Origin of the sequence: Xenorhabdus sp. KK7.4, assembly GCF_963876465.1 — a bacterium.
GTDB classification, from domain to species: domain Bacteria; phylum Pseudomonadota; class Gammaproteobacteria; order Enterobacterales; family Enterobacteriaceae; genus Xenorhabdus; species Xenorhabdus stockiae.
In genome coordinates this window covers 50144-75872 of record NZ_CAWNQF010000002.1, presented here as the reverse complement: position 1 = coordinate 75872, position 25729 = coordinate 50144, and the positions used below count along the sequence as shown (strand labels likewise).

Below are 25729 nucleotides of genomic sequence, written 5' to 3'. Positions count from 1 at the left end.
ATTCTAGATGCCCAATGTAGGATGTCAATCAAATAAGAATCAATTTCATCATGATTCTTATTTGATATGAAATACTGTGATTTAGTTAATGGAATTCAAAAAGCTGGTGCGCAACTGTTCCAGTTTATTGGCTTTATCGCACACTTCTCCTTTAAAGCGTTTTAGCTCTTTTTCCTGCTTTTTCCATTCTGCCTCAAAGCCATTCTGCATACCTCCCAGCCCGCCGAGAAGAGACATTAACATCTGTTTGCCGTCACCATTTTGATTGCTTGTTTTACGGCTCATTTCGTTAATACTGTCCTGCAATATTCCACCCAAACTCTGCTGGATAAGATCCTTTCCTTCCGTTTCTATCTGTTTGATTGCCTTGTAATGGAAAAAAATACCATCAGGACGGGCTTCCAATACTTTATCAATTTGCTTATTCAGGCCAGATTCCAGCTGAGTCAAACGAACACGGATATTGCTATCTTTTCCCATCGTTTCAGTGACAACTTTATCCAACGCCTGACGGGCGTCAGTGAGATGGTTTAAAGCCTCTTTTTTCACCCATGGTAAATCCTGCCGGGTAAGTTGCTGAAACTGTTTTGCTTTGCTGCGTTGATCGGCATTCAGCGATAGTGCTTTACCATTACGAAAGACAGAACCATCTGGCATAATTTTCAGGCTCCTGTTTTCACCAATCATCTGAACTGAGTCGGCCGTGACAATAATGTCATCTTTGAGTGTCGTCCGGCACTCTGAGCCAGCCTGTGCCTGAACAGCAAATACCAGTGATGCCGCAACCACAATTTTTCGTAACATACCTTCTCCTGTTCTCCTCAGCGTTGCACTCCTCTATCTTTTATTCAGAGCTACTGCAATTAGCTGCTAATGTTTCAAGTTAAAAAATGGAACGTCCGATGCGGGCGGCTAATTTTTCCAATGCTGCACAACCAGCCAGAGAGTTACCCGCACGATCCAGTTCCGGAGACCATACTGTTACAGTAAACTCTCCCGGAACAACACAGACAATCCCTCCGCCAACGCCTGATTTCCCGGGCATTCCAATCCTGAAAGCAAATTCTCCTGAACCATCATACATGCCACACGTCAACATTAGCGCATTGATCTGGCGGGTTTGTCGGAGACTTAAAATTTGCTGACCGGAATCGATCATCCGCCCCTTATTCGCCAAGTAAATAAAGCATTGAGATAATTCAACACAATTCATTTTCAGAGCACAATACTGGAAATAAGTTTGCAGTACTGTAAGCACATCATTTTCAAAATTACCGAATGACTTCATCAGATAAGCAATGGCCGCATTACGGCTAGAATGTTCCATTTCTGAACGGGCAACAACTTCATCATAACCAATATCTTTTTGCCCTGTGAGACTACGTACAAACTCCAGCATCCTATGCTTAGGCGCACTCAGGCGTGATTGCAACATATCACAGATAACCAATGCTCCGGCATTAATAAAGGGATTACGGGGAATACCTTTTTCCAGTTCCAACTGCACCAATGAGTTAAATGGTTGCCCCGAAGGCTCTGTGCCTACTCGCTGCCAGATATCCTCTTCTTTATAGCGTGTCATTGCCAGTGTCAGGCTCAATACCTTAGAAACAGACTGAATGGAGAAACGTTTTTCCGCATCTCCCGCTTTAAAGACCTGACCATCTACCGTACAGATAGCCATTGCCAGATTATTTATCGGAACTTCCGCCAGAGCAGGAATGTAATCTGCTACTTTTCCTTGGCCAATCAAAGGGCGTACTTCATCTAAGATATCTGCCAATAACGCATTAGAGAACCTTACTTTCACCACTTTTTCTCCAGACAAAAAAGGGCTCTCAATGAGCCCCTACATAATTCTTAATTCAACAGCGAATCAATCCCACCACATATCAAATAATTCAGATGTGGCAACTTCTTCCATACCGCGATCTTTCAGCCATTTATCAATCAGCTGGCGGTGTTCTTCAGTGCATTTACCGATTTTCTGTAAACAGACAAGACCTTCCCACTGCAAATAACCACTGGCATCCAGTGCAAGGCCATTTGGCTCGATTAATTCCTCAATCAGAGCATCAACCGTGCTGTCTACGACTTCGACGGATGTATCAGCCGGAAAGTTCCACTTGACGGAAAAACCTAATTCCTGAAATTCATCAATACGCAATTTTTTACGCAGACGGCGACTACGGTTTTTAGCCATTATTTTACCCTCTCAAACATTAGATCCCATACGCCATGCCCCAAACGATGACCGCGCATCTCAAATTTTGTGACAGGACGTGAATCAGGACGTGGTACGTAATCATTGCTTTCTGAAATGTTGCGATACCCTTCAGCGTCGCTCATCACTTCCAACATATGCTCAGCATATGGCTGCCAGTCGGTTGCCATATGGAATACACCACCGATTTTCAGTTTATTTCTGATCATCTGAGCAAAAGCAGGCTGTACAATCCGACGCTTATTATGCCGCGCTTTATGCCATGGATCAGGGAAGAATAACTGAACCATTTCCAGCCCCTGTTCAGGGATCATATTTTCCAGTACTTCAATCGCATCGTGGCACATCACACGCAGATTGCTGATATTTTCATCTTCAGCGGAAGCCAGACATGCCCCCACTCCCGGAGCATGGACTTCAATTCCGAAAAAATTCTTCTCCGGATTCTGGCTTGCCATCGTGACCAGAGATGCCCCCATGCCAAAACCAATTTCCAGCACAACAGGTGCGTCACGGCCAAACAATTCTGCCATATCTTGCAGTGCAGGCTGATAATCCACACCCATATTTGGCCACACATTATCAAGTGCATGTTGCTGACGAGCCGTTAACCGCCCCTGCCGACGCACAAAACTGCGGACACGGCGCAAAGCCCTGCCATTTTCATCATATTCCGGTGAAATTACGTTATTTATCATGGTACTGTCTATTGATACTTTCTATCAGTTTTAAAGGCTTTTGCTCTGGCTTCCGGGACGTTATGTGCCGCAGGATTGCCTAAAGAGAGCGCAATTATGCAAAGATGGCTGAGTTTATCAAGTTCAGTGCCCATAAGCACAACTTTAATGTTAAATTGTGTGGTGCTTCGAAACAAAGTTCGGGTTTACACTGAGGTTACACTATGTTGCAATCCTGTTCACGAAACGATTATCAGATATAAAGACAATTATTCTAATGATGGAAGCCGAGCAATTTTCACAAGCGGTACTTGAGTGGTATCACCGTTATGGTCGTAAAACCCTGCCGTGGCAGCTGGAAAAAACATCCTATCACGTCTGGCTTTCAGAAGTGATGCTGCAACAGACTCAGGTTGCGACAGTTATACCTTATTTCCAGAAGTTTATTTCACGCTTTCCTGATGTCACCTCACTGGCGGCGGCTCCATTGGATGAAGTTCTTCATCTGTGGACTGGTCTGGGCTATTACGCACGCGCCCGTAATCTACACAAAGCCGCTCAGCAGGTAGTTGAATTACATCGAGGAAAATTCCCGACCACCTTTGATGAAGTAGTCGCATTACCCGGCGTAGGCCGCTCTACCGCAGGCGCTATTCTTTCTCTCTCTCAGGGCAAGCATTTCCCAATCCTTGATGGTAATGTAAAACGCGTTCTGGCCCGCTGCTATGCTATTGATGGCTGGCCGGGTAAAAAAGACGTAGAAAATCGACTATGGGGCATCAGTACCCGCGTTACCCCTGCGCAAGGTGTTGAATATTTTAATCAGGCAATGATGGATTTGGGTGCAATGGTATGTACCCGCAGCAAACCAAAATGTGAGATCTGTCCGCTTAATACAGGCTGTATCGCGTATGCTAATCACAGCTGGGCCAACTATCCGGGTAAAAAACCGAAACAAACCATCCCTGAAAAAACCGCGTATTTTTTATTGATGCAGCATGGTGATACTGTCTGGCTGGAACAACGCCCGCTTTCCGGTATCTGGGGCGGATTATTTGCATTCCCGCAATTTACTGATGAAAATTCACTCAAACAGTGGCTGGAAGATTCAGGGATCTCGTACAGCCAACCTGAGCAACTAAACTCATTTCGCCACACTTTCAGTCATTTCCATCTGGATATCGTACCCATTAAAATCAACATATTATCTTTTGATTCCTGCATGGATGAAAGTAAAGGACTTTGGTATAACTTACACCAGCCAGCAACTATTGGACTGGCAACTCCCGTTGAGTACCTTTTGCAGCAGTTGGGATAAAATTAACCCATATTTTGTGCGCCATTATTTTTTGCTCCATAACGACATTTGAGGATTTATCATGAGCAGAACTATTTTTTGTACTTTTTTGCAACAAGAAGCCGAAGGCCAGGATTTTCAGTTCTATCCGGGAGAACTGGGTAAGCGTATTTTCAATGAAATCTCTAAAGAAGCCTGGCAGAAATGGATGAGCAAACAGACTATGCTGATCAACGAAAAGAAACTGAATACGATGAATCCGGAAGATCGCAAATTGCTCGAGCAGGAAATGGTGAAATTCTTGTTTGAAGGGAAAGATATTAAAATCGACGGTTACACCCCACCAGAAAAATAACTTTTAATATCTGCTATTTATTGGGTGAATCAGGATATTTAAAAATCACCCAATAAATGGGAATTTATCCTAATATTCAACGGCATCATAAAATGAAAAAACTGCTGGCACTGCTCCTGCTCACTCCACTTCTGATTTCCTGCTCAAGCAAAAAAGATATTGAATACAAAGAAGAATACATAAAAGACACTAACGGATTTGATATCTTAATGGGGCAATTCGCTCATGATATTGAAAATATCTGGGGATTACGTGAAGTTTTAATTGCAGGCCCTAAAGATTACGTAAAATATACAGATAAATATAAAACCCGCAGCCATATTAATTTCGATGCTGGAACCATTACTATTGAAACAATATCGCCCATTGAGCCAAATGAGCATTTACGCAGGGCCATTGTCACCACTTTATTGATGGGGGATGATCCGGGTTCTGTCGACCTTTACTCTGACACGAATGATATTCAAATAAGCAAAGAACCCTTTCTTTACGGGCAGGTTCTGGATAATGCCGGCGAGCCAATTCGCTGGGAGTGGCGCGCAAACCACTTTGCCGATTACCTGCTCCAGAATAAATTACAACGCCGTCAGTCAGGACTGCATGTGATTTGGTCTGTCACGATGCAATTAGTTCCTAATCACTTGGATAAACGCGCTCATAAATATCTGCCTATTGTCCGCAAAGCTGCGATTAAATATGGTATTGATGAATCGCTGATCCTTGCCATTATGCAGACAGAATCTAGTTTTAACCCTTACGCAGTCAGTCGTTCCGATGCTCTGGGACTAATGCAGGTAATGCAGCATACTGCAGGACGGGATGTATTCAAGATGCAGGGTAAATCGGGCCAGCCAGACCGTAATTATCTTTTTGACCCTGAAAACAACATAGATGCAGGTACGGCTTATCTGGCGATTTTACAGAACGTTTATTTGGGCGAAATCCAGAACGCAACCTCTCGCCGATATGCTGTTATTACCGCATACAACGGTGGTGCAGGCAGTGTCTTAAGGGTATTTTCCAGCGATAAGAAAAAAGCAGCTCAAATTATCAATACAATGGCACCGGGTGATTTTTATGAAATACTGACTAATAAACACCCATCTGCTGAGTCACGCCGTTATTTGATGAAAGTGAATAACGCGCAAAAAAGCTATCGCCGATAAACCATCGGCACAAATAAGAGGTGGAGAGGTGTGTGCCTCTCCATTTTTGTTTATATTTACAACCAATTGTGCAAATAAAAATCGCTTGAATAAGTTTATAGAAAAAGTCGTTGACGGATTGGAGTGAATACTGTTTAATGCGTCCCCGTTAGCCCGGATAGCTCAGTCGGTAGAGCAGGGGATTGAAAATCCCCGTGTCGGTGGTTCGATTCCGCCTCCGGGCACCACGATTTTAAAGCTAATTTGTTGAATACTATCAGGTAATTAACAAATAAGTTAAAATTTAGGGCTGTTAAGAAGATGTTAAACAATTGTTCGCTTAGTTTGTACGTTCAATGTTTAAAAAAGCCGTAAATTAAAGAATACAGAGTGCCTGCATTTGCAAGCACTCTTTTTTCGTTCAAGGTAATGATTTCAGTAATTGATTCTGATGTCAAGTAAGGGAAAGACTTTACGGGACAGGGGATCGCAAATAGCCATTTTTTCGTACCATCCCTGTTGATGCAGGGCAGTGACTCACTCCTCCACCTCCTCGATCCTGTCTGAGACCTGCCCTGTCTTTTTTACTGCCGGTTATCCTTACACCGCAATATCCAGATAGATTGCCAGTTCATTCTCCAGCGTTTTACCCGCGATTTCCATATCGATATCAATATATTCCAGGGTGGTTGCCAGACTACGATGGCCCAGCAAACACCTGACCAGCTGCAAATTACGATCCGGTGCTTTCATCAGCTCAGTGGCCAGCGTATGACGAAAACGGTGAGGAGAGACGGCAAAACCACACTCTTTCGACAACCGGTTGAAGAACGAACGGATATGCTGCCTTTCTTTATCGTGATCATATCGGTAACGGTTCATCCGCCCGTGAGCATGGAAATCCAGACGACTTAAGTCAAACAGCGGATCATCCTCTTTCGCCCCGCAGGCTTTTGCCTGTTCAACCAGTTTCGCCAAGCGGGGTTTAAGCTGCCGGATCATCGGTATCCGCCATTCACTGTGGTTTTTACTCCCTTCGACCCGCAGAACAATATAATTGCTGTCCAGATTGATATCCCGCAACCGCAGGTGCAATAGCTGATTCTGGCGCATCCCCGTTAACCGGAACGTATCCAGTACCGTCAGCCAATAGCCGGTCGGGTACAACGCACAGCGCCCTCCCCGGGGAGTCACCTGCCTGCGCTCCTCTTCCTCATACTGTCCCATCAGCAGATAGAGGCGGGTTATCTGGGATTTACTCAGAATTTTCTTTGTCTTCTTCTCTTTTTTCACTGCTGCCTCGTTAAACGGGTTTTCAGTGAGCGGCAGAAGTTTTCTTTCCATCACGAAATTAAAAATCGCCCGCAGGTGGGCTACCTTATTGTTCCAGGTGTAGCTCGACTGTTTTTTCTCGGTCAGAAGATAGCGTCGCCACCGCAGTACATCGCGGTGAGTCACCTGTTCCGGCAACACCGTATCGCCCATAAACCCGATAAAAACCCGGGTCACCTTGCGATAACTCCACTCCGTAGCCGGTCGCAGCATATGCGAGAAAAAGTATTCTTCCAGTAATTCATCCCAACCCATTTTTTCCTCATTATTGAACATTTTGTTTCCTTAGTGTGTCAAGTTGTGTCCCGGTACAGCCACGTCCTGTTAATAAACTAAAAATTAATTAACACGTTGAATTATTTTATTTTTCATATAATGACCTTTTGTACATTGCTGAAACAAGGCATTCTGACGCTGATACGGGGCGTTTGAACAATTTCAAATCGTTATTGTTATCATTTGTATTATTTCCCACCCAAAGTTCACTCCGCTGTCTGAAACAGTGACAGTAATGTCCGGGTATCATCGCGGGTGTCAGGTGTTGGGACGGTCATCGGTGTGACAAGCGGAGTCATCGGATCGGGCGATGCCTGAGCGGTATCCACCCTCGCTTTAACAGATTCAACCGGCTTCAGCAATGGCGATTTAACCTGCTCAGCCGCTGACTGAAGCAGTAAATCCGTCAACGGAACAGAAGAAAGAGACCCGCCAAGATGCAACATCAGACATTGCCACGCACCAGGCACTAAAGACAGCCAGGTGACCGCTTCCTCCGGTAACAAACGGGCAGCCAGCAGCGTTTTATGAGAAACAGGCAGCTCAGACAGTGAGGCATGAAACCGGAAGCGGAAACGGCGTGCTGGCACCCACACCCCCGGCAGCCAGGGGTGTCCATCATCCAGTTCACCTTCCAGTTGCCGCAACAATGGCAGGTGGTAAAACAACGCGGCCCAGAATACCACTGCCTGCCACAACAAGCTCTGCGCGGCCTGTGTTTCCGGTGCCACGCCGGGTGGCAGCATGTGTCCTTTCGCCAGCCTCACAGCACAGGCAGTAAATTGTAGGGTCAGATCTATAAACCCACCACGATAAGACCAGACGCCTTCCTGTGTGGCTGGGATATGCTGCACACGGGCGCATAATTGCCGGAGCGGATCCAGATAAAACTGCTGATACAACCCGGCGGGCAGCGCGCTGTTTTCCCACAGTTGCCGGAGAGTCTGACAACGTTCTGCGTTTGCCAGCAGCGCTTCCGCTGACTGTGGCCGGAAATACCCCCGGTTGTCGCGAAGGGTTTCCGCTTGTTGTCCGGATGATTCTGATGATGTCACAGGCGGGCGGGCAAAATGGGATTTAAAACGTTCCAACATGGGCTTTTCCTCTTTGGGTTCAAATTTAGCCCAGTGTCGGTCAATCCCACGCTGAAACAAGGCGAAACTCTTTTTGCGAAAATGAAAATTATTTGTATGACTTACCCTTAAACGTAAAAAAGCGCCCCGAAAGGCGCAGTCGTGAAACAAAGAAGATGCAAACAGAAATCAGGCCGCGTGTTCATAGGCCTGCAAACGTTGCGACCAGTTGCCCAGATAATGGGCCGGTGTATAGCGTGTTCGTTGGCTGCCGGGATCATTCAGCACATCACCGATCGTGACCGCCGCCGGAATACCGGCCAGGGAAAGCTGGATATAGGCCATCACCGCTGCCAGCGGATCGATATCAATCGCAGACACCCACATACTGGACAACGGATCATGTCCCTGCTCTCTTAATACCTCTGCGGCTGCCAGCATCATACAGGCTGCACCACAGCAAGGTTCGTGGAAGGTGACAAAGGGTTGGGTCTGCAACAAGTCAGACACCTCATTCAACTGCAATTGTGCCATGACTCTGGCCACACTCCAGGGCGTAAAGAACTGCTGAAGTTCCTTATTGCCCAGCTCCAGTTGCATAAACACGCTGCCGAGAAAATCACCGGGTGCTTCCGACAATCCCAGCACGGTAATCGAAAACAGTTTCACAATCCGGTCAATGTCTTCCCGTTCATACTTGTTGATGGTTTTCAGATAGAACTGCTCGAGTTCCTCACTGAAACAGTATTGATTGTGAATGGCGGCCATTGCACAGTTGCAAAAATCCTGAAAAACCCGATAACGGTGACGAGAACGGGCGGTTTGTTTAAACAGCGAAATAAACTCTTTTTGATAGTCCGGACAAGAAGCCATGGCATGTTTTCCTGATAAAAAAGGAAAACACGCCCCGAAAGGCGAATGTGTTTCCCCTTTCGGTTGAAGTCAAGATAAGTGGATACTGTGTTGAACAAAGAATTACTGGCCGACGGCCATCGCCGGTAGTGCCAGTGCCGTTTCGGGCTTATCGCCGTTAACCAGATACAGGGCCGGACGGTTTTCGTGCCCTACCTGCCCGTTGTGGCTGTCTACATGCTCGCCCTGGTCATAGCAGTCATAGCCTTTGAGGCTGCCTGACGGTTCGCTGTACCAGTGGCGGATTTCACAGTCAAACACTGATGACAGCCCGCCCATCAGTTCCGCCGACGGCGGTACCCACGGCGTGTCAAAATGCACGGTTAAGCTGCTGACATGGCGCCGTTCCCAGCGGACATGATGACCGAACGGCCACTCCAGCCCATAGTGCTCATCGTAGCACTGCGCTGTAGTGGCCATCCCTTTTAATAAGCCACTGTTACCGTTAATCTCCGGAGCCAGCCGGGTCGGTCGTATCATCAGCATATCGCAGGGCTGGGCGACCGTCGGGTAAACCGCCAGCTTCTCCCAGCACACGCCCATATCAAGGTTGTCTGACCAGCCCACCACACCAAACCAGTCGGTGTACTGGCGGGTCAGCAGGCGGGCAATCATGTCACGCGCTGACGCCGGTATAGTCTCCCAGCGCAGCAGGCTTAAGCCCGACTGGCGGTAGATACTGTCAATCCGCTTCATGTTTTCTGTGGTTAGCAGCACATTGTCCTGCAACAACGCCAGCCACTGTTCAAACGCCAGATTCTGCGCGGTCGGCGCTGCCGTTCCCCGAATCAGTTCCGGATACGGGGTGTAAGTGATGGGCTTGGTGGGTTTTAATATCCCCGCACAGCCCGCCAGAAACAGGCGCAGACTCTGCAAGACCGCCTGCCGGTAACGGGGAACTTCTTCTCCGCAGACCCATTGTTGCATCACATCGAGACACACGGATTTTCCCGTAATTTCCAGTTGATTAGTAACCCATTCTGCCATGGTTAAGTTCCTTTGATTTTTAAGTTTAAAAACCGGCGAAACTGTTCCCCCACGGGAGTCAGTTCCCCCGATGGGTGATTGAAAAAAAGTGTCAGTTGAAATCCCGTCTGAAGATACCGGCAACCTGACTGTCGACAATGACCGTCAGTTCATCATGCATCCCCAGAGATGGTGTACTGCCTGATATTTCAGACGCATTCATGCGGGTTAAATCGTATTTATCCCCCGTTCATTGATGGCATCAGACGGCCGGATGCCACTGGCGATAAATTCGGTTACCGTTTCGGTTTCACACAATGCCGTATCATTCAGGCTCAGGCCAGAATGACGTTTCAGCAACGCGGCGGCAATCATCTGCCAGACGGTTAAACGTCAGGCTTCCCGGGTGACACCATCAAACGCTGACCGTTGCGCTATGCCGGAGAATATCCTGCACTTCGTGATGATAGTGGTAATCGGGTGAAATCATATGCAGTGACAATAAATTCGCCTCCTGCCACAAAACATGGGCTGCCTGCGGATCCTGCCAGCTCAGCTCAACGGTGGCCGCCTGACATAACTGCTGTTGTTTTCGTTCCAGTGACAAACGTTCTGACGTCAGTGTAACCGGCTGTGCCCAGACGATCTCGTCATCAAAGCGCCCCCCGAGCACACTGTTATCTTTGGCGTCATATATCATCACGGTCAGGGGAAAAAAGGCGCGTCGATACTGACCCGATGAGATTTCCGGTATCGGCCAGTCACCCAGCAAATGGATGACTTTCAATCGTTGTACCGCTTCGGTGATGGAGGCAGTTTCACACACGGTCAGGATTTCCTCTTGCAGCGATTGCGGTCGGTGAGGATGCTGTATCAGGCCGGTGACCTGCACGGTAAAAATAGCTTCCTGCGACGCCGGTGTCGTGCTCTCCGGCGCAGGTAAAAAAATCGGGTTCATGGTGTGGCTCTCCTTGATTGGATGTCAATAAAAGACAACACCCATCCAATACGGGAAGGTGTTGTCGGCTCCCCGGTCAGGCGCTAAAGAAAAGGGTTAACAACCTCATGGGCTGATAACGTCAGTGGTGATTATGGTTGTTATGGATAAGTGACAAGCTGATGATGTCCTCTTTGGGCTGCATCGCCAGTACCGCACGTAGCAGCCCGGTTTCCGGATGGTGCAGCGCGTATTCCCGCAGTTCACAGAACCGGAACGCATCGGCATTCGGTTCATCCAACTCAGCAATACGGGCAAACACAATCGCGGTGACGGCCAGACCAAACGCATCCGCAGATAACGTGGCCGTCAATGTCGTCTCCGGCAGATAAACCGAATAGGTTTTTGCCGCGGTGGGGATCATATACGTCAGGGAATCAGACACGTTCCGGCTGCGCCATTGCTCAGGACGATATTCACCACACAACTGTGAGGCGGTATTCGCCAGCAGGAATCCCAGAAACAACCGTTCCAGTGGCGTTTTGTCGGGAAACACGACCGACAGGGACAGACTGTCCAGCAGCATCAGTTCATTATCCGGCATCACGTGCTCCCTTTAAGCCCAGAGCCGCCCGGATACACTGAGCCTGAGGATGTTGCCGCGCATATTCACGCAGGGCGCAAAACCGCTCAGCATATCCGTCCAGCTTCATCCGGTCCGTCAGATAACCCAATACGTTCAGGGTCACCATCAGTCCAAAGGCATCGGCGGAGACGTCGCCCTTAAAGTCCGTCGTACTCACATTGACCACCGACGTATCCGACAGTACCGGCACGATATAGGCGATACGGTCTGACACCTTCCGGTACTGCCATCGGTCACACCGGTCATCGTCACACAGCCCGGCAGCGGCTTTAATGAACGTGTGCTCCAGCAGCATCAGTTCCAGTGAACCGGTGTGCGGAAAAATGTCAGCAAAAGGGGATGATTCCGCCGCGGGCACTGTGGCCGGGGGGGTAGGTTGTTGCATGGTATTCTCCTGATAAAAACAACGGAGAACTCCTGACCCAACGGGAAAGGGGTTCCCCGTTAGGTGACTGGCCGGTTGGCCATCATGAATAAGATTAAGCGACCTTCATCGCCATCAGACTGACGATATCTGCTTCCAAAGGGGCGCAGATGTACCACACCGTAGTGTACTCCCTTGCAGGCTACAGGAGTGTTGCTGTCGCTGCCCGAAGGTGATCCTCACAAGCGACCGGATCATGGATAAGTCTGACTACGCTAATCAACAGAAATCATCCGGTCAATGGGTAATTCATTTCCCGGGACAAAAAATAATGTCAGGAGCACGACGGAGTTTTTGGGGCGTCAGGGAGAGGGTCATGACTCCAATAGTTAGATTGACATATACTCTATGGCTTTCAAAAGATAGCAAACTGCAAATGAATTAGTGAATTACGAACTAATGTTCCTCTTCAAAAAAATACGTATCTAACCATTGGAAGCACGACCCCTTTTTCGGCAATGGGAGAACGCTGACCAGCTTGTCTGGACGGCTGATTGAAAAAAACTGACGGCTAAAAGTAAGATCCCAGCGCTTGGGCTGGGATCTTTTACTTACTCTTTGTTATAGCACTCAGGCAGTTTGTAACCTTCTGGTATTTTTGACCATTCGCCTGTCCGAAGTAATGACTCAGCATCTTCTACAATAGCATCAAAGAAACTCGTTAAACTCATTGCATGAGTTCGTAATATTAACAATGCCGATTGCATCGCTAACTCATCCCCTTTTTTTCTGGCTTGTGACAATATAACCACTTGTGATTTAAAAAGTTGCAAATACCTTTCAAAATTCTGCTCAAGTGATTCTTTATAATCGATAAATAAATTATCGTAATCCACAGGTTCCGTGGATTTTTCGTCAAATAGGGAGATGAAGTTTTCCTTCATATCATCCAAAAATTCATCATGCGTCATTTCAATCTCCGGCCTTCTTTTAGAGCAGCTTCTGTTTTTGATTGGTTATATGAACCATCAAGATTTAACACCACCTTGGCTTTTCCTCTGCTATCAAAAACCTCCAAGTGATTTTTATGGTCACCATCTAAATAAAATTTATCGCCTTTTTTGATATATTCACCAACCTTACCTGAGGCCTGATACACACTTTGGCCTTGATAAATTTGGTTGGTTTTCTGCGAATTTTTCTTAGTTTCGCTACCAAAGCCTGCTTGTCCAAAGAACTCCCCCATATTTCCAACAGCCCCCTGATTAGGTTGATAAGGCTGTTTACCTTTCGCCGCCAGATAGGCTAAGTCATCAATACTGGGCTGTTCAGGTACTGGCGTTGTTAATATATTACCGCCAGTATTGGGTTTACCTGCATTATTCCCTGTATGAGTGGCCCCAGTATTAATTTGACCATCATTGTTACCCGTGTGATTCGGTCCCGTATTCACCTGGCCACTGTTATTACCGGTATGATGTGGCAAGATTTCAGGTAACTGATTTCCCCCCGTATTCGTTGGTAGGTTTAAATTCCCGGCTGCACTCACTGCTGCATGATGCAGTCGATACGTTTCCAATACAGCCCTTATCAGGTTTTCATTGCCCGCTGGATCAACAATCGCAAGACGAATAGCATTACGTTGTTGTTCATCCAAACCATTCAAGAATCCTTGTGCCTCCGCTTCAGTTAATCTCAATTCACTCATAAGTATTTGAGGTGCGGTCAGGGTAACCGGTGCACCTATGGTATTTGGTCTGATTAACCACCAGGCCGCTCTGAGTAAATTATTATTGTCTACCGCATTCTTCGCCGTCTGCGCCCCATCAATCCCACCTGCCGTGGAGTTCGTGGCCAGTCCTGCTGCGATCCCGCCGGCTAAGGTAGACAGGTTACTGATTTTTTCCTTTTCATCCGGGGTCAGTTCATTGAATTTCTTGCCCGGATACAGGGCATGGGCGATTGCCGATGCCGCCAGTTCACCACCGACCGCCCCTGTCGCGCCCGCTATGGCTGAACCGCTTTTCATTTCAGCAATAACACCGCCCAGTATCGCGTGCGCCAATAGGTTGGTGGCTTTCTGCTCCGGCGTGAGTTTTTCATACCCGGTGTTGCCGTAGGTCGCGGCTTTCACCGCATTGGCCAGATACGGTGCGGCCCCGCCGGCCATCGCCGCCTTGATATCGCCCCCCGCCAGTCCCTGAAGGACCGAGACAACTGCCGAAACCGCCTGACGGCGATTACCGCCAATATCGGCCCCCTGTTTCTGGAGAGCCTCATTGTAAGCCAGTTGATAGGTCCGGTCTGCCAGTGCCTCAGCGGTGACGGGCACGTTTTCCTGCTCCAGTTGTTTTCTGGCCTGTGCTTTCCAGTGTTGCTGGTTTTGCGGGTTTTTCAAGTCAGCGGTGGCTTTTTGAGTGGCTGCAATGGCTTCCTGAGTATTGTAAATATCCAGCACCTGTGTGCCGATATTGGCGATGGCCTGCGCCTGTGCCAGCCGTTGCTGCTCTTTCTCCTTATCGAAAATGGGGGCGAGACTGTTGGCCGCGTTTTCCGGGTCACGGCGGAGACTGTTCACATCCTGGTGCTGTTTTCCGCTGTCACGGACAATCAGCGTGCCTTCACTCACCGCCGCCTGCGTGGTGGACGTTTTGCTGCCCTGATTGCCGGTGCCGGAAAGCATATTCGAGGCCATGTTCGACACCAACTGGTTGCCGACGGCCCCGCCTGTGCTCATCCCGGTACTTTGCTGTTCGGTCTTAAATGCTGCTTTATTCTGAATATCCCCAAAGCCCAGTGTGCCCGTTTCCAGCCGGTTCTTATCTTTGCCGGCCGTGCTGGCCATCACAGCCCCGTCCAACTGGGTATGGTTCCCCACCTGAATATCAAACCCGCCCTGCCCGGCAAAAATCCCAGTCTGCTCTTTGACGGATTGATAGTCGCTGTCCATTTTTTCCCGGCTGGCGTTGGCACTGGCAGACCCTGTCATCGAACCGTAGGTGAAGCTCGCCCCGGCACTGACGTTCTGCTGTTTGCTGTGGTAGTTGTCCCTATCCTGTTCACTCGCCAGATGCAGGTTACGGCCCACATTGGCCGTGACTTTATTACCGCTCACCTGCGCCCCTTTCAGCAAGGTATCCTGTCCGGCATTCAGGGCTACCTGATTGCCCGCTGTGAACTGGGTTTCCGTATGGGTGAGCGTATCCCCGGTTTCATGTCCTTTACCGGTATTGACCCCAGCCGAGAATTTCAGGCCGGTGCCACCCTGCCCGGCGGTGAGGCCAAGCCCGATATTGCCGCCTTTACTGCTGTTCTGCCCCCGGAGCGTCTGGGTATTTTCCGCTGAGGTCAGGGCGATGTCCCGGTTCGCTGTCAGGGTGATATCCTGCCCGGCGTTCAGGGTACTGCCCTGTGCCTGAATATCCCCGCTGGCGCGGGGTTTTTCTGTTTCGCCGGTGGCCGTGATACGGATATCCTGCCCGGCATTCAGGGTACTGCCCTGTGCCACCGTCTGTGCTCGCTGGGTTTCCGATTTCGACGACTGGCTGCCCAGCGACAGTTGTACCCCGACCACATCGGTGGATTTCTCTGCCTTGCCGCCTGCCTGATTGATTGCCTCTGCTTTGGCAGACTGCGCTTCGCTCAACTGCCACGCCTGAAGCGCCTGTGCCCCGGATAAGGTGGCTTGGGTGTTTTTCAGCGCCTGTAGCCGGCGGTCCTGATTATTCTTGCTGTCCCGCGCCTCCTGGGCCGTTTGGACGGCGGTATTCAAGGCGCTGCCCACCGTGCCGCCGAGTGAAACAGTCAGGCCACTTTGCTGCTGTTCCGTTTGACTGACCGCCGTATGGCGGTTCTGCACGGCAGTCATGGCCACGTCCTGACCCTGAACAGACAGATTTTTCCCCGCAACGATGTCACTACCCTGTATCGTCACCTGCTTTTTCGCCCTCAGATCCACATGACCATCACTGCTGCCGACGGTGCTGCCCCTGTGTAACAGATCTTCACGGGCACTGGACTGTTTCATTGACTGGCTGCCGATCATAAAACCAATTCCCCCCGTGCCCATCAGACCGGATTTTTTCTCTTCCTGACGGGACAGTTCACGGTTATGCTCCTGTGCGGTTGTGACGGTCAAATGGCGGTCAGTCCTGATGTCCACATCCTGTGTTCCGATCACATTACTGCCGCCAATCAGGACATCCTGACCGGCCTGCATAGTCACCGACTCCCCGCTCAGTTGGCTACTCAGGGCCTGCTGGCGATCAAACTGGTGTTGCGTAGTGGTTGTGCCGGAAGCCAGCCAGCTGTTGCTGCCTTTTACTTTCAGGTATTCATCGTGACGCTGCTGTTGCTCACCCGCCAGTAAACGGATATCCCGGCCCGCGTTGGCGTGTAAGCGATCACCGGCGGTGACCTCCCCGGCTTTCAGCGACATATCCCGCCCGGCACGCAGCTCAACCTGTCCCGCACCGTCGATCACGGTACCGACATCCTGTGATGCATGTCGGGTAATACGGTTATTGCTGCTGAAGATCACCTGCTCATCCTGCGCGGTTTTCACGGCCCCCAGTTCGATATCCCGGCCCGCGTTCAGCTGTATCTGGCTGTTTTGATGCTGTGCCGTCAGTTGCGCCGCCGTCAGTTTCACATCCTGTCCGGCCTGAAGGCGCAGTTTGCCATCCGCCCCTTCCACATAAATCCCGGCCTGATGATTGACATAAGTGTCGCCATACCGGCTGCTCCCGGCCCGTTGCTCACCCGAACGGGTCGTACTGGCAATATCAATATTGCGGTTAGCCTGTATACGGAGGTCATTGGCGGTCACCACTCCGCCGCGCTGGATCACATCCGTACGGGCCTGCAATGACACTTTATCGCCTTGCAGAGACCCGCCCTGATGACGGATAGTGTCAGCCAGCACATGGAGTTGCTGCCCGGTCACGTTTCCCTGATTGAGCCAGTTACCGCTGAGCTGCATATTCACCTGCTGACCGCTCATTAATGCCCCGCTACCATCCAGCTGGCTGCCCTGAGTACGCACATAAACCTGCGGGGCTAACACCATTTGCTGACTGCCGTCTGGTAATCTCACCGGGGTTTTCACCAGCCACACCATGTTTTCCGTTAACCGGGCCATTTGGCCTGCGCTGAGCGCCACACCGGGAGTCAGATTAAACGCCTTCTGGGCACGGATACCAGCATTCATCAACGCCTTAAACTGCTCTTCATCGTTCTGATACCCCGACAGGTAACGCTGCCCCGTCAAATTGATGATTTGATCCCGGATCAGGCGTTGTTCATAAAAACCATCGCCCAGTCGCTTGTGCATATTATTGTGATCCCAGCGCAGACTGTTCTGCATATAGTCCGTGCCCAGCCAGCGTTTGTATTGCGTGAACCGGGGATCGGTTTCAATCAGTACCTGTGCCTCCGGAACCGGAGGCGGTGTCAGTGAATGACGGCCTGAAGGCGGAGCCAGAGGCAGTTCAGGCTGTTGACTACCTGATGACGGCGTCCGGGTCAGTGGCGTAAGCGATGACAAATCCAGTGCTAACACCGGTTGTGTCTCATCTGTCGGCGCGGTTCGAGTCAGGGTTGAAGACTGACCGTCGGATGATAGATTCAGTTTAAACAGGCTGTTGTTCGGCAAGCGGTAATCCGGCGTTTCCGTGCGTACCCGCCACGGTTTTTCGCCGGCGGAAGCCGGCTGCTGGCTCACCACATCCAGTTGCTGGCCCGGCCGTTGAACGATCTCCGGCGTTTTGGCTTCTCCGCTGACAAAGAACGCCTCAATCTGGCGCTGATCGGCCGGGGCCATCTGCGTAGTGCGTCCCTGATAGTGCCCGGGTGACTGCCCGTTCATCGCTATTTGCCCTTGATTGGCGTCGAGGGTACTGGTTTTTAACTGAATATCCTGTACCTGTGAACGCTGATACGGCTGGGCCTCCCACCCCTGCTTATCGCGGCCCTTTTTCCTGATACGCCAGAACGATTCGACCTGTCCCTGATCGGTGATATGCCGCTGACCCGGCGTTTGGGTATTTTCCACTTCACCGCCGGTGACAGTCAGTGCACCTCCGGCCACAATCTGGCTGTGGTGATTTTTCAGGCGGGGTTGTCCATTCGGTATTTTTGCGGTTTCAAGGGTTAAATTTTTGCCGGCCAGAATTTTCGCCGGATCGGTGGCAGTAACCCGCGATTCCTGTACCGTGCGGGTATAGCTGAGCGTCTGGAACACATCATTATCGGTAGAGCAATGCTCACCGTTGAAACACAGCAGCGCCACTTCCTCACGTCCGATATACATCGGATAATCTTTGGGGTTATAGCGATTGCCACGCATCTGATAGATCACTTCCGGGGTTTGCGACACCAGCGCCAATTCGGTTTCCTGGTGATCATTCACGTTGTTGATCGTGTTCATCGCTAAGCGCATATTCCCGGCGGACTCGATACTGGCACTGAGATTATTTAACAGCCGACCTTGCCCTGTTGGACGTTGCTGGTTATCCAGCCCACCGCCCACGGCCAGCTCACCGTCACTGTAAATCAGACTGTGTGTCTGGTTGTTCAGGGTCTCCACCCCGATATCCAGCCGCTGACGGGCCGCAATAACGGCCGATTGGCTGTTGGCAACGAGGTTTTCATAACGGGTTGCCGGTTTTTTCCCGGTGTTTTTTTGGTTTCTCCATTTTTCCAGCGCATCGACGATCCCGGCCGCCGGCAAGTTATTCAGCGTCTTGGCCTCAATGGCCACCTGATCCCCGTAAATGCGCCCGGAGGCCTGATTGGTCAGGGTATCGGCTTTCAGGATAGTTTTCGTGCCGTCCATCAAACCAGCGTTGTACAAATTCCCCTTGACGAGCCATTGGTGGTGATTGGCTAAAATCTCCCCGGGGGCGTGGTTGGTGAGCTTCGCCGCCCGACCATGCAAGGTATCCGCACTGATCAGGCTGTGGTTAACCACGTCGCCCTGTGTATCTAATTGCAGACGCCCATTGGCAATGGTTTCGCCGGTGTGGATAAAGCCGTTCTGCACGTTTAACGTGATATCCCCCAGTGAATGCAGTTTGCCGTCGCCGGTGGCCGATACCCCACTGACCGACAACGTCTGACCCGCCCGGATGTCTCCTCCGGTATTGGTCAGAGCCAGCCTATCACCCCGGGCGCTCAGGTGCTGATGGGCCTGTAACTGCCCTCTGGTGTTATCCAGAGAATGCGTCAGTGTCAGTGTCGCATTACGCAGCGCCGTGAGTTGCCCCTGACGGTTGTTCAGCCCGCGTCCCGTGAGCGTGACATGCTGGCCGTCAATTCCTTTGTCGGCCCGACGGGTATTGGCATTCTCTATTCTGGCCGCGTTCAGGCGAATATCCCCACCACTGCGTATCAATCCGTCGGTGTTATCAATCTGCTCTGTGGCAGTGGCGTTTAAATGACGCAGGGCCAGTAGATGTCCCTGCGTATTGCGCAGCGTTTGGGCATCAATATCCAGCGTCTGTTCACTCAGCACTTTACCGCCGTGCCGGTTATCCAGTTGCGTGGCACCTAACCGGACGGCAGATTTTCCGTGCAGCATCCCGCCATGATTCGTCAGATCACCACTCCTGACCGTCAGTGTCTGTTGGCTGTCCAATACCCCATCCGTATTATTCAGTCCCTTTCCGCCGGTATCGACCGACAGGGCCTCATCGGCCTGAATACGACCGGACGAGTTATTCAGCGCCAGACTGTGCAGATCCAGCGCCTTTTTCGCCGCCAGCTGGCCTTGTGAGTTATTGACCTGACCGGCCTTGATGTTCAGGCTGTCTGCCGACACGATCACACCCTGCAAATTATCCAACGTGTCGGTTTCCAGCGTCATGGCCTGTTTACTGGTGATACCGTGCTGGCTGCCGCTCTGGCGATTAATGAGTGACTGAGTGTTCAGGGCCAGCGTACCGCCGCTTTGCAGCAGGCCCTGCTCATTATTCAGTGCCGTTGCAGTGAGCGAGGTGGCTTTTCCGCCCAGTATCTGCCCGTCCTGATTAGTAACATAGTTTCCTGTCACGCTCAGGCGATCGTGGCTGCCGATATAACCGGACTGGTTATGGATGTCACCGGTTGTCAGTAGCATCTCGCCCCGGCGGCTGATGAGGCCCGATGCTTGCCCGCTGTCACGGTTATCCAGCGTGTGACCGTGTGTATTGAGACGCAGATGCTGGCCGCTTTGTATCAGGCCATGACGATTCAACACCTCCCCCGTGCTTAAAACCAGATCGTGCTCGGCCACCACCCGGCCCGACTGATTATTCAGCCGCTGTTGTGCCGTCTCAATATCGACTGTGCCGCCCTGGATCTGCCCTTTTTCATTATTAATTCCCTGTGTTTTCAGGCGCAGTATGTGTTGGCCGACAATCCGGCCAGACTGGTTGTCCAACTGAGATGTAGTCAGTTGGATCCCGCCGGTTGAGGACGTGATATGTCCCTGCTGATTATCGATGGACTGGCCCGACAGGTGGATATCGTGGGAAGCCAGCAACTGTCCTGTCTGATTGTTCAGGTGGTTTGCCACCGTCACATCCAGCTGGCCGTCTTCAGCCGCGATGATATAACCCGGTTGGTACGTCAGCGCCTGATTTTCCAGCCCGCTGCCCGGTGAACCTTGTTTCTGGCGGCTCAGTTGATTGTCGGTCAGTGTGCTGTTATTCAGGCTATCCGCACGGAGTGCCACCGACCCGTTGGCGGCAATCCGGCCGCTGGCATTATCCAGCCCCTGCTTCACGTTCAATGACAGTAAGGCATTACCGTGCTGCGTCATCTCCCCCAGACGGTGATCCAGTGACTGAATGTCAGCGGTGATGTGTCGGGCTGAGGTCTGACTTTGCGCCAGCGCGTAATCCCCGCCGGTCAGCGTCAGTTTTCCCCCGGAAAGCAGGCGACTGGCGCGCCCCTGAAACTGTGGTGTCTCAATGGACAACTCGCCAGCACCAGCATGGTGCAATGTGCCTTTTTCACTGGCAATAGTTTGACTTTTCAGGACCAGATCCTGCCCGTTGGCGGTAATCACCCCACCGGTATTGTCAATGCCGTCCTGATGATCCAGTACCAGCGAAGCGTCGCCGGTTTGGGTGATTTTCCCCCGCGTATTTTTTAATTGTCGGCTGTTCAGCACCAGTGTGTCTGCGCTCAGTTCGCCCCGCTGATTGTCAATCAATTCGGGGGCCGTGAGCGTCAGGTTGTGTTGCGCACTGAGTGTGGCCGCCTGTAAGTTCAGTCGCTTTGCTGAGGTCAATTGCAAGTGTTTTGCCCCTGCCTGACTGCCCGACATGTCGATATCATGAGCAGTGACGGCCAAATCATTGTGCGCCAGATGCTGACCGTGTAATGATGCCGCATCGTGGGCACTGATTGTCAGGTGTCCCGGTCGGGTCAGTTTACCTTCATCATCAACCCCTGCGGCCAGTGTACTGCCCGTTTGGCTCATAAAGGTGGTACTTTGGCTGGTCAGGTGACGACCAGACAGCATGTGTCCCTGATTATTGACCTGCTCACGGGTGGTGATGGTGATATCCCGGCCTGCGGCGATATTGCCCTGATTTGTCAGACTGCCCTGATTCTGGAAGGTGGCATCCTTGGACACGGCGATCTTTCCGGGGTTACTCAGATGCCCGTCACTGCGGATCGTCAGCGAGGTGGCCTGTACCAGCCCCTGATTGAGCCAGTCTCCCTGTGTGGTGAAAGTCGCCTCTTCTGAAGCCGCCATGATCCCCAGATTGGTAAGTTTGCCGCGACTATTGAGAGTCAGATTACCCGGCTGGGTCAGTTTGTCATCGTTATCGAGCCCGGCGGCCAGTATCCCTTTTTCGCCGTTATCCAGTGCGGTACTGTGAACTGTCAGGTGCCGACCTGCCTGCATTTTCCCCTGATTACCGAGTTGATCCCGGATAGTCACCGCGAGGTTTTGGCCGGCCCTGATATCGCCCTGATTGTGTAAGCTGTTGTTGTTTAGGAGGTCAACTTCCTCTGACGCCGTTAATATCCCATCATTATTTATGGCTCCCTCAGTCTGGATATTCAGTGTACCCGGTTGAGTCAGTTTGCCTGCTGTATCGACCCCCGCCGCCAATGCGCCGGCTACCTGATTGTCAAAGGTGCTACCGTGGACAGCCAGATGCCGGCCGGCCAACATTTTGCCCGCATTGACAACCTGGCCGGGCGTACGGAGGGTCATATCCCGGTCAGCGGTGATCTCCCCCTGATTGTCCGCCTCTGTCAGGCTCTGAAGGTCGATATCCTCAGACGCGGTTATCCGCCCCTGATTGGTGAACCGACCTCGGCTGTCCATGGTCAGCTGACTGGCTTTATTGACGCCCGCCCGCAGTACCCCGTGCTGCTGATTGTCAACCCCGGCACTTTGGATCGTCAGCCGATGCCCTGCCCGCAGTTTGCCCTGATTGGTGAGTTGATCACGGGCGGTGAGGGCCATGTCTTCTCCGGCCGTGATGTCGCCCTGATTCGCCAACCGTCCCTGATTGGTCAGACTGACCGCTTTTTTCGCGTTTATCACGCCGTGATTAGTCAGGTGCCCGTCACTGCTCACCGTCAGCGCGGTGGCCTGCACCTGCCCCTGATTGAGCCAGTCTCCCTGCGTTGTGAAGGTGGCTGCCCCTGATGCCGCTATCACACCTTTGTTGATGAACGGACCGAAACTGTTGAGAGTCAGCTGTCCCGACTGAGTCTGCGGGCCGTTTTTATCCATGCCAGCGGCCAGTACCCCTTTTTTGCCGTTATCCAGTGTGGCACTGTGGACCGTCAGGTGCCGGTCTGCCCGCATTTTTCCCTGATTACTGAACTGATCACGGATCTTCACTGAGAGGTCACGCCCGGCTGTCATCTCACCCTGATTGTGTAAGGTGTTGTGGTTTTGCAGGGTAATACCCTCTGCTGCCGTTACGAGCCCCTGATTGTTAATCGCTCCCTCAGTCTGGATATTCAGTGTACCCGGCTGAGTCAGTTTGCCTGCTGTATCGACCCCCGCCGCCAATGCGCCGGCTACCTGATTGTCAAAGGTGCTACCGTGGACAGCCAGATGCCGGCCGGCCAACATTTTGCCCGCATTGGTAACCTGCCCGGGTGTACGGAGGGTCATATCCCGGTCAGCGGTGATCTCCCCCTGATTGTCCGCCTCCGTCTGGCTCTGGAGGTCGATATCCTCAGACGCGGTTATCCGCCCCTGATTGGTGAACCGACCTCGGCTGTCCATGGTCAGCTGACTGGCTTTATTGACGCCCGCCCGCAGTACCCCGCTCTTCTGATTGTCAACTCCGGCACTTTGGATCGTCAGCCGATGCCCTGCCCGCAGTTTGCCCTGATTGGTGAGTGAGTCACGGGCGGTGAGGGTCATACCTTCTCCGGCCGTGATGTCGCCCTGATTCGCTAACTGCCCCTGATTGGTCAGACTGACCGCTTTTTTCGCATGTATCACGCCGTGATTAGTCAGGTGTCCGTCACTGCGGACTGTCAGTGATTTAGCCTGTACCTGTCCCTGATTGAGCCAGTCTCCCTGCGTTGTGAAAGTCGCGTCTTCTGAAGCGGCCATTACGCCTTTGTTAGTGAGTGGGCCGTGACTGTCTATAGTCAATTTTCCCGGCTGAGCCAGTCGACCGTCTTTATGCACGCCAGCCATCAGGACGCTTTTTTCTCCGCTATCAAAGGCGGTACTTTGGATAGCCAGATGACGGCCTGACAGTATTTTGCCCTGATTATCGAGCTGATCACGCGCCTGAACCGTCATATCCTGTCCGGCACTTATCTCACCCTGATTCGCTAACCGGCCCTGATTGGTCAGGCTGATGCTTTTTTCGGCACCCATCACACCACTGTTGGTCAGGTGCCCGTCACTGTGGATCGCCAGATCGTGGGCTTGAACTTTACCCTGATTGACAAAATTGCCCTGATTGCGGAGCGTGACTGCGGTAGCGGCAGTGATTGAACCGGTGTTAGTGAGTTTGCCGTTGCTGTCCAGTACCAGCTCCCCGGCCTGTGCGCCCAAATGCCCGGCATTACGCACCCCAACCCCTTGTTCAGTGCCCACCAGTTTGATTTTGTTCGCGTACATCCCGCCAATCGCTGACACATCCAGACTGAATTCAGGTTTTTCCTGTGCTGGGCTGCCTCGTGTCTGGACCACATTCCCCTGAGCATCCACCCGATTTTTCCCGGTTGTCACGGTTAAGTGCCGGGCGTGCAGTTTGGCGTTCATATCTACAGCCCGGGCGATCAGGCGGGTATGATCACTTTGGGTATCATTCAGCCCTTTCCCGTCCACCGTAATCCGGCCGTTATTCACCTCAAAGCCTTTCAGGCGGCCATTCTCCAGCACGGTCTGCCCGGCGGCCAGAGTTGTTTGCTGGGCATTGATAAAACCACAGCCTCGGCAGGTGATCCCGGCGGGGTTCGCAATGATCACATCCGCGCGTTTACCGGCCACTTCGACGAATCCATTCAGTTGGCTGGGATCACGACTGTTCACTTCATTGAGAATGATCTTCGCTTCCCCCTGAGCCAGCCACGGGTTACCGGTAATATGTCCCGCCAGATCTGTCTTGGTATTCACGGCACTGTTATTGAGAATGGCTCCCTTTTGTTCTACATCGAACTGACGGTATTGGTTACGGGAGACCCCATCCGGGTTGGGAGTCTGAATATTGACCTGCGGCACGCCGTTAGCCGATGAAATCACGGTAGGCTGCTCTTTTCCGGGCGCATGAGGGTCGGCCACAATGTTCGCATAGCCCGGCTGGCTGACCAGCCCCAAGGCCAGTGACACACTCAGGATCAACGGCAGCAGGGAAACCCGGCGGGATGAAGGCGAAGTCTGCGCCGAGTTTTCTTCCCGCACCTTTCCGGCGGTATGGCTGTTGGCCAGTTCGGAAACCACCATTAACATTTGTCGGGTTTTACTGAAAATCACGCGATAACAAAGTTTGTTCATAGTGTGAAACCTCTTTCAGGTAAGTCCCGTACAAGGGGATATTTCTGCCACCACTGAGCCGCCTGTTGGCGGCTGACCCCGCGTCCTCTGAACCGGAGCACCTGTGGGCCAAGCCGATCCCCTTTGTGGTACAGGGCACGACAGCAATGGTTGAGCAGAACCTCACGCTGCATTAGCGCCGCCATTTCACGGCTGTGCCCCAACGGGGCCAGCCAGTCCAGGATCCAGAACCGGTTACCGTTGCACAGGGGCAAGGCCCGGCCATCGTCACCGTAGCCGGCATAGTCCAGTGTCAGATACCGTAATTCAGTCTGGGCATTAAACAGGGCAAAACTGAGGTAGAAAATGGGCCGGGCTTGGTGATACACCAGAATATATTGTTCGGTGGTGAGAAAAGGTAAGACCTGCGTCTCCAGCTCTCCCACATAGGCTGACCGCTGTTCGGCAGATTGCATCCACAGGAGCGCCACGGCCCCGAACATTTCGATAGCGTTGGCGGGCTCCCCTAACATCAGCGGAGCATAAACATCATAATCACCAATCCGCATC

General features: G+C 51.6%; 18 protein-coding genes and 1 tRNA gene. 4 read left to right on the top strand and 15 right to left on the bottom strand.

Going from position 1 to position 25729, the window contains the following annotated elements:
• Positions 1 to 81 precede the first annotated feature (81 nt).
• The 4 genes from AACS90_RS22910 to trmB form a co-directional block, all read right to left on the bottom strand.
• A complete protein-coding gene (locus AACS90_RS22910; RefSeq protein WP_099119864.1) occupies positions 82 to 804 on the bottom strand; it encodes a DUF2884 family protein in 723 nt (240 codons plus the stop codon).
• 79 nt (positions 805 to 883) lie between these two features.
• Complete coding sequence (gene glsB / locus AACS90_RS22905; RefSeq protein WP_099110808.1) at positions 884 to 1810, bottom strand: glutaminase B; 927 nt, start codon at positions 1808 to 1810, stop codon at positions 884 to 886.
• Between the two features lie 66 nt (positions 1811 to 1876).
• Positions 1877 to 2203 (bottom strand): YggL family protein, encoded by a 327-nt coding sequence (locus AACS90_RS22900; RefSeq protein ID WP_099110798.1) that lies wholly within the window; start codon positions 2201 to 2203, stop codon positions 1877 to 1879.
• On the bottom strand, positions 2203 to 2922 hold the full coding sequence (gene trmB / locus AACS90_RS22895; protein WP_099119863.1) for a tRNA (guanosine(46)-N7)-methyltransferase TrmB: 720 nt from the start codon (positions 2920 to 2922) through the stop codon (positions 2203 to 2205). The genes AACS90_RS22900 and trmB overlap by 1 nt, the downstream gene beginning before the upstream one ends.
• 259 nt (positions 2923 to 3181) lie before the next feature.
• Here trmB and mutY point away from each other — a divergent pair, with 259 nt between their 5' ends.
• The 4 genes from mutY (at position 3182) to AACS90_RS22875 (ending at position 5946) form a co-directional block, all read left to right on the top strand.
• A complete protein-coding gene (gene mutY, locus AACS90_RS22890; RefSeq protein WP_193757105.1) occupies positions 3182 to 4219 on the top strand; it encodes an A/G-specific adenine glycosylase in 1038 nt (345 codons plus the stop codon).
• Positions 4220 to 4280: 61 nt separating this feature from the next.
• Positions 4281 to 4553 carry an oxidative damage protection protein gene (locus tag AACS90_RS22885; RefSeq protein WP_099119861.1) on the top strand — a complete coding sequence of 91 codons (273 nt, stop codon included), beginning with the start codon at positions 4281 to 4283 and terminating at the stop codon, positions 4551 to 4553.
• Positions 4554 to 4645: 92 nt separating this feature from the next.
• Positions 4646 to 5719 (top strand): membrane-bound lytic murein transglycosylase MltC, encoded by a 1074-nt coding sequence (gene mltC, locus AACS90_RS22880; protein WP_099120187.1) that lies wholly within the window; start codon positions 4646 to 4648, stop codon positions 5717 to 5719.
• 151 nt (positions 5720 to 5870) lie between these two features.
• Positions 5871 to 5946: transfer RNA gene (locus tag AACS90_RS22875), tRNA-Phe, on the top strand.
• Positions 5947 to 6298: 352 nt separating this feature from the next.
• Here AACS90_RS22875 and AACS90_RS22870 read toward each other — a convergent pair.
• From AACS90_RS22870 to AACS90_RS22820, 11 genes are all read right to left on the bottom strand, one after another.
• Positions 6299 to 7306 (bottom strand): tyrosine-type recombinase/integrase, encoded by a 1008-nt coding sequence (locus tag AACS90_RS22870; protein WP_099119860.1) that lies wholly within the window; start codon positions 7304 to 7306, stop codon positions 6299 to 6301.
• Between the two features lie 206 nt (positions 7307 to 7512).
• Positions 7513 to 8400 carry a TraI domain-containing protein gene (locus AACS90_RS22865; protein WP_099119859.1) on the bottom strand — a complete coding sequence of 296 codons (888 nt, stop codon included), beginning with the start codon at positions 8398 to 8400 and terminating at the stop codon, positions 7513 to 7515.
• Positions 8401 to 8568: 168 nt separating this feature from the next.
• Positions 8569 to 9252, bottom strand: coding sequence for an N-6 DNA methylase (locus AACS90_RS22860; RefSeq protein WP_099119858.1), 684 nt, complete (start codon positions 9250 to 9252; stop codon positions 8569 to 8571).
• A 102-nt stretch (positions 9253 to 9354) separates the two neighbouring features.
• Positions 9355 to 10278: a DUF1281 domain-containing protein gene (locus AACS90_RS22855; RefSeq protein ID WP_099119857.1), complete on the bottom strand. Its 924-nt coding sequence runs from the start codon at positions 10276 to 10278 to the stop codon at positions 9355 to 9357.
• 207 nt (positions 10279 to 10485) lie between these two features.
• Positions 10486 to 10632 (bottom strand): TA system toxin CbtA family protein, encoded by a 147-nt coding sequence (locus tag AACS90_RS22850; RefSeq protein ID WP_241538150.1) that lies wholly within the window; start codon positions 10630 to 10632, stop codon positions 10486 to 10488.
• A 40-nt stretch (positions 10633 to 10672) separates the two neighbouring features.
• A complete protein-coding gene (locus AACS90_RS22845; RefSeq protein ID WP_099119856.1) occupies positions 10673 to 11215 on the bottom strand; it encodes a hypothetical protein in 543 nt (180 codons plus the stop codon).
• 121 nt (positions 11216 to 11336) lie between these two features.
• Positions 11337 to 11798 carry an antirestriction protein gene (locus tag AACS90_RS22840; protein ID WP_099119855.1) on the bottom strand — a complete coding sequence of 154 codons (462 nt, stop codon included), beginning with the start codon at positions 11796 to 11798 and terminating at the stop codon, positions 11337 to 11339.
• Positions 11788 to 12225, bottom strand: coding sequence for an antirestriction protein (locus AACS90_RS22835; RefSeq protein ID WP_099119854.1), 438 nt, complete (start codon positions 12223 to 12225; stop codon positions 11788 to 11790). The genes AACS90_RS22840 and AACS90_RS22835 overlap by 11 nt, the downstream gene beginning before the upstream one ends.
• A gap of 590 nt (positions 12226 to 12815) precedes the next feature.
• Positions 12816 to 13175, bottom strand: coding sequence for a hypothetical protein (locus AACS90_RS22830; protein WP_099119852.1), 360 nt, complete (start codon positions 13173 to 13175; stop codon positions 12816 to 12818).
• Positions 13172 to 25180, bottom strand: a complete 12009-nt coding sequence (locus AACS90_RS22825) for a hemagglutinin repeat-containing protein (RefSeq protein ID WP_099119851.1) — start codon at positions 25178 to 25180, stop codon at positions 13172 to 13174. Before AACS90_RS22825 ends, AACS90_RS22830 begins: the two co-directional genes overlap by 4 nt.
• On the bottom strand, positions 25177 to 25728 hold the full coding sequence (locus AACS90_RS22820; protein WP_099119850.1) for a toxin-activating lysine-acyltransferase: 552 nt from the start codon (positions 25726 to 25728) through the stop codon (positions 25177 to 25179). Before AACS90_RS22820 ends, AACS90_RS22825 begins: the two co-directional genes overlap by 4 nt.
• Position 25729: the final 1 nt, after the last annotated feature.

What these genes read in the sequence shown, in the direction of transcription:
- AACS90_RS22910 (WP_099119864.1), bottom strand. Translation starts at nt 804, where the DNA reads ATGTTACGAAAAATTGTGGTTGCGGCATCACTGGTATTTGCTGTTCAG.
- AACS90_RS22900 (WP_099110798.1), bottom strand. Translation starts at nt 2,203, where the DNA reads ATGGCTAAAAACCGTAGTCGCCGTCTGCGTAAAAAATTGCGTATTGAT.
- trmB (WP_099119863.1), bottom strand. Translation starts at nt 2,922, where the DNA reads ATGATAAATAACGTAATTTCACCGGAATATGATGAAAATGGCAGGGCT.
- mutY (WP_193757105.1), top strand. Translation starts at nt 3,182, where the DNA reads ATGGAAGCCGAGCAATTTTCACAAGCGGTACTTGAGTGGTATCACCGT.
- AACS90_RS22885 (WP_099119861.1), top strand. Translation starts at nt 4,281, where the DNA reads ATGAGCAGAACTATTTTTTGTACTTTTTTGCAACAAGAAGCCGAAGGC.
- mltC (WP_099120187.1), top strand. Translation starts at nt 4,646, where the DNA reads ATGAAAAAACTGCTGGCACTGCTCCTGCTCACTCCACTTCTGATTTCC.
- AACS90_RS22870 (WP_099119860.1), bottom strand. Translation starts at nt 7,306, where the DNA reads ATGTTCAATAATGAGGAAAAAATGGGTTGGGATGAATTACTGGAAGAA.
- AACS90_RS22865 (WP_099119859.1), bottom strand. Translation starts at nt 8,400, where the DNA reads ATGTTGGAACGTTTTAAATCCCATTTTGCCCGCCCGCCTGTGACATCA.
- AACS90_RS22860 (WP_099119858.1), bottom strand. Translation starts at nt 9,252, where the DNA reads ATGGCTTCTTGTCCGGACTATCAAAAAGAGTTTATTTCGCTGTTTAAA.
- AACS90_RS22855 (WP_099119857.1), bottom strand. Translation starts at nt 10,278, where the DNA reads ATGGCAGAATGGGTTACTAATCAACTGGAAATTACGGGAAAATCCGTG.
- AACS90_RS22850 (WP_241538150.1), bottom strand. Translation starts at nt 10,632, where the DNA reads ATGATTGCCGCCGCGTTGCTGAAACGTCATTCTGGCCTGAGCCTGAAT.
- AACS90_RS22845 (WP_099119856.1), bottom strand. Translation starts at nt 11,215, where the DNA reads ATGAACCCGATTTTTTTACCTGCGCCGGAGAGCACGACACCGGCGTCG.
- AACS90_RS22840 (WP_099119855.1), bottom strand. Translation starts at nt 11,798, where the DNA reads ATGCCGGATAATGAACTGATGCTGCTGGACAGTCTGTCCCTGTCGGTC.
- AACS90_RS22835 (WP_099119854.1), bottom strand. Translation starts at nt 12,225, where the DNA reads ATGCAACAACCTACCCCCCCGGCCACAGTGCCCGCGGCGGAATCATCC.
- AACS90_RS22830 (WP_099119852.1), bottom strand. Translation starts at nt 13,175, where the DNA reads ATGACGCATGATGAATTTTTGGATGATATGAAGGAAAACTTCATCTCC.
- AACS90_RS22825 (WP_099119851.1), bottom strand. Translation starts at nt 25,180, where the DNA reads ATGAACAAACTTTGTTATCGCGTGATTTTCAGTAAAACCCGACAAATG.
- AACS90_RS22820 (WP_099119850.1), bottom strand. Translation starts at nt 25,728, where the DNA reads ATGCGGATTGGTGATTATGATGTTTATGCTCCGCTGATGTTAGGGGAG.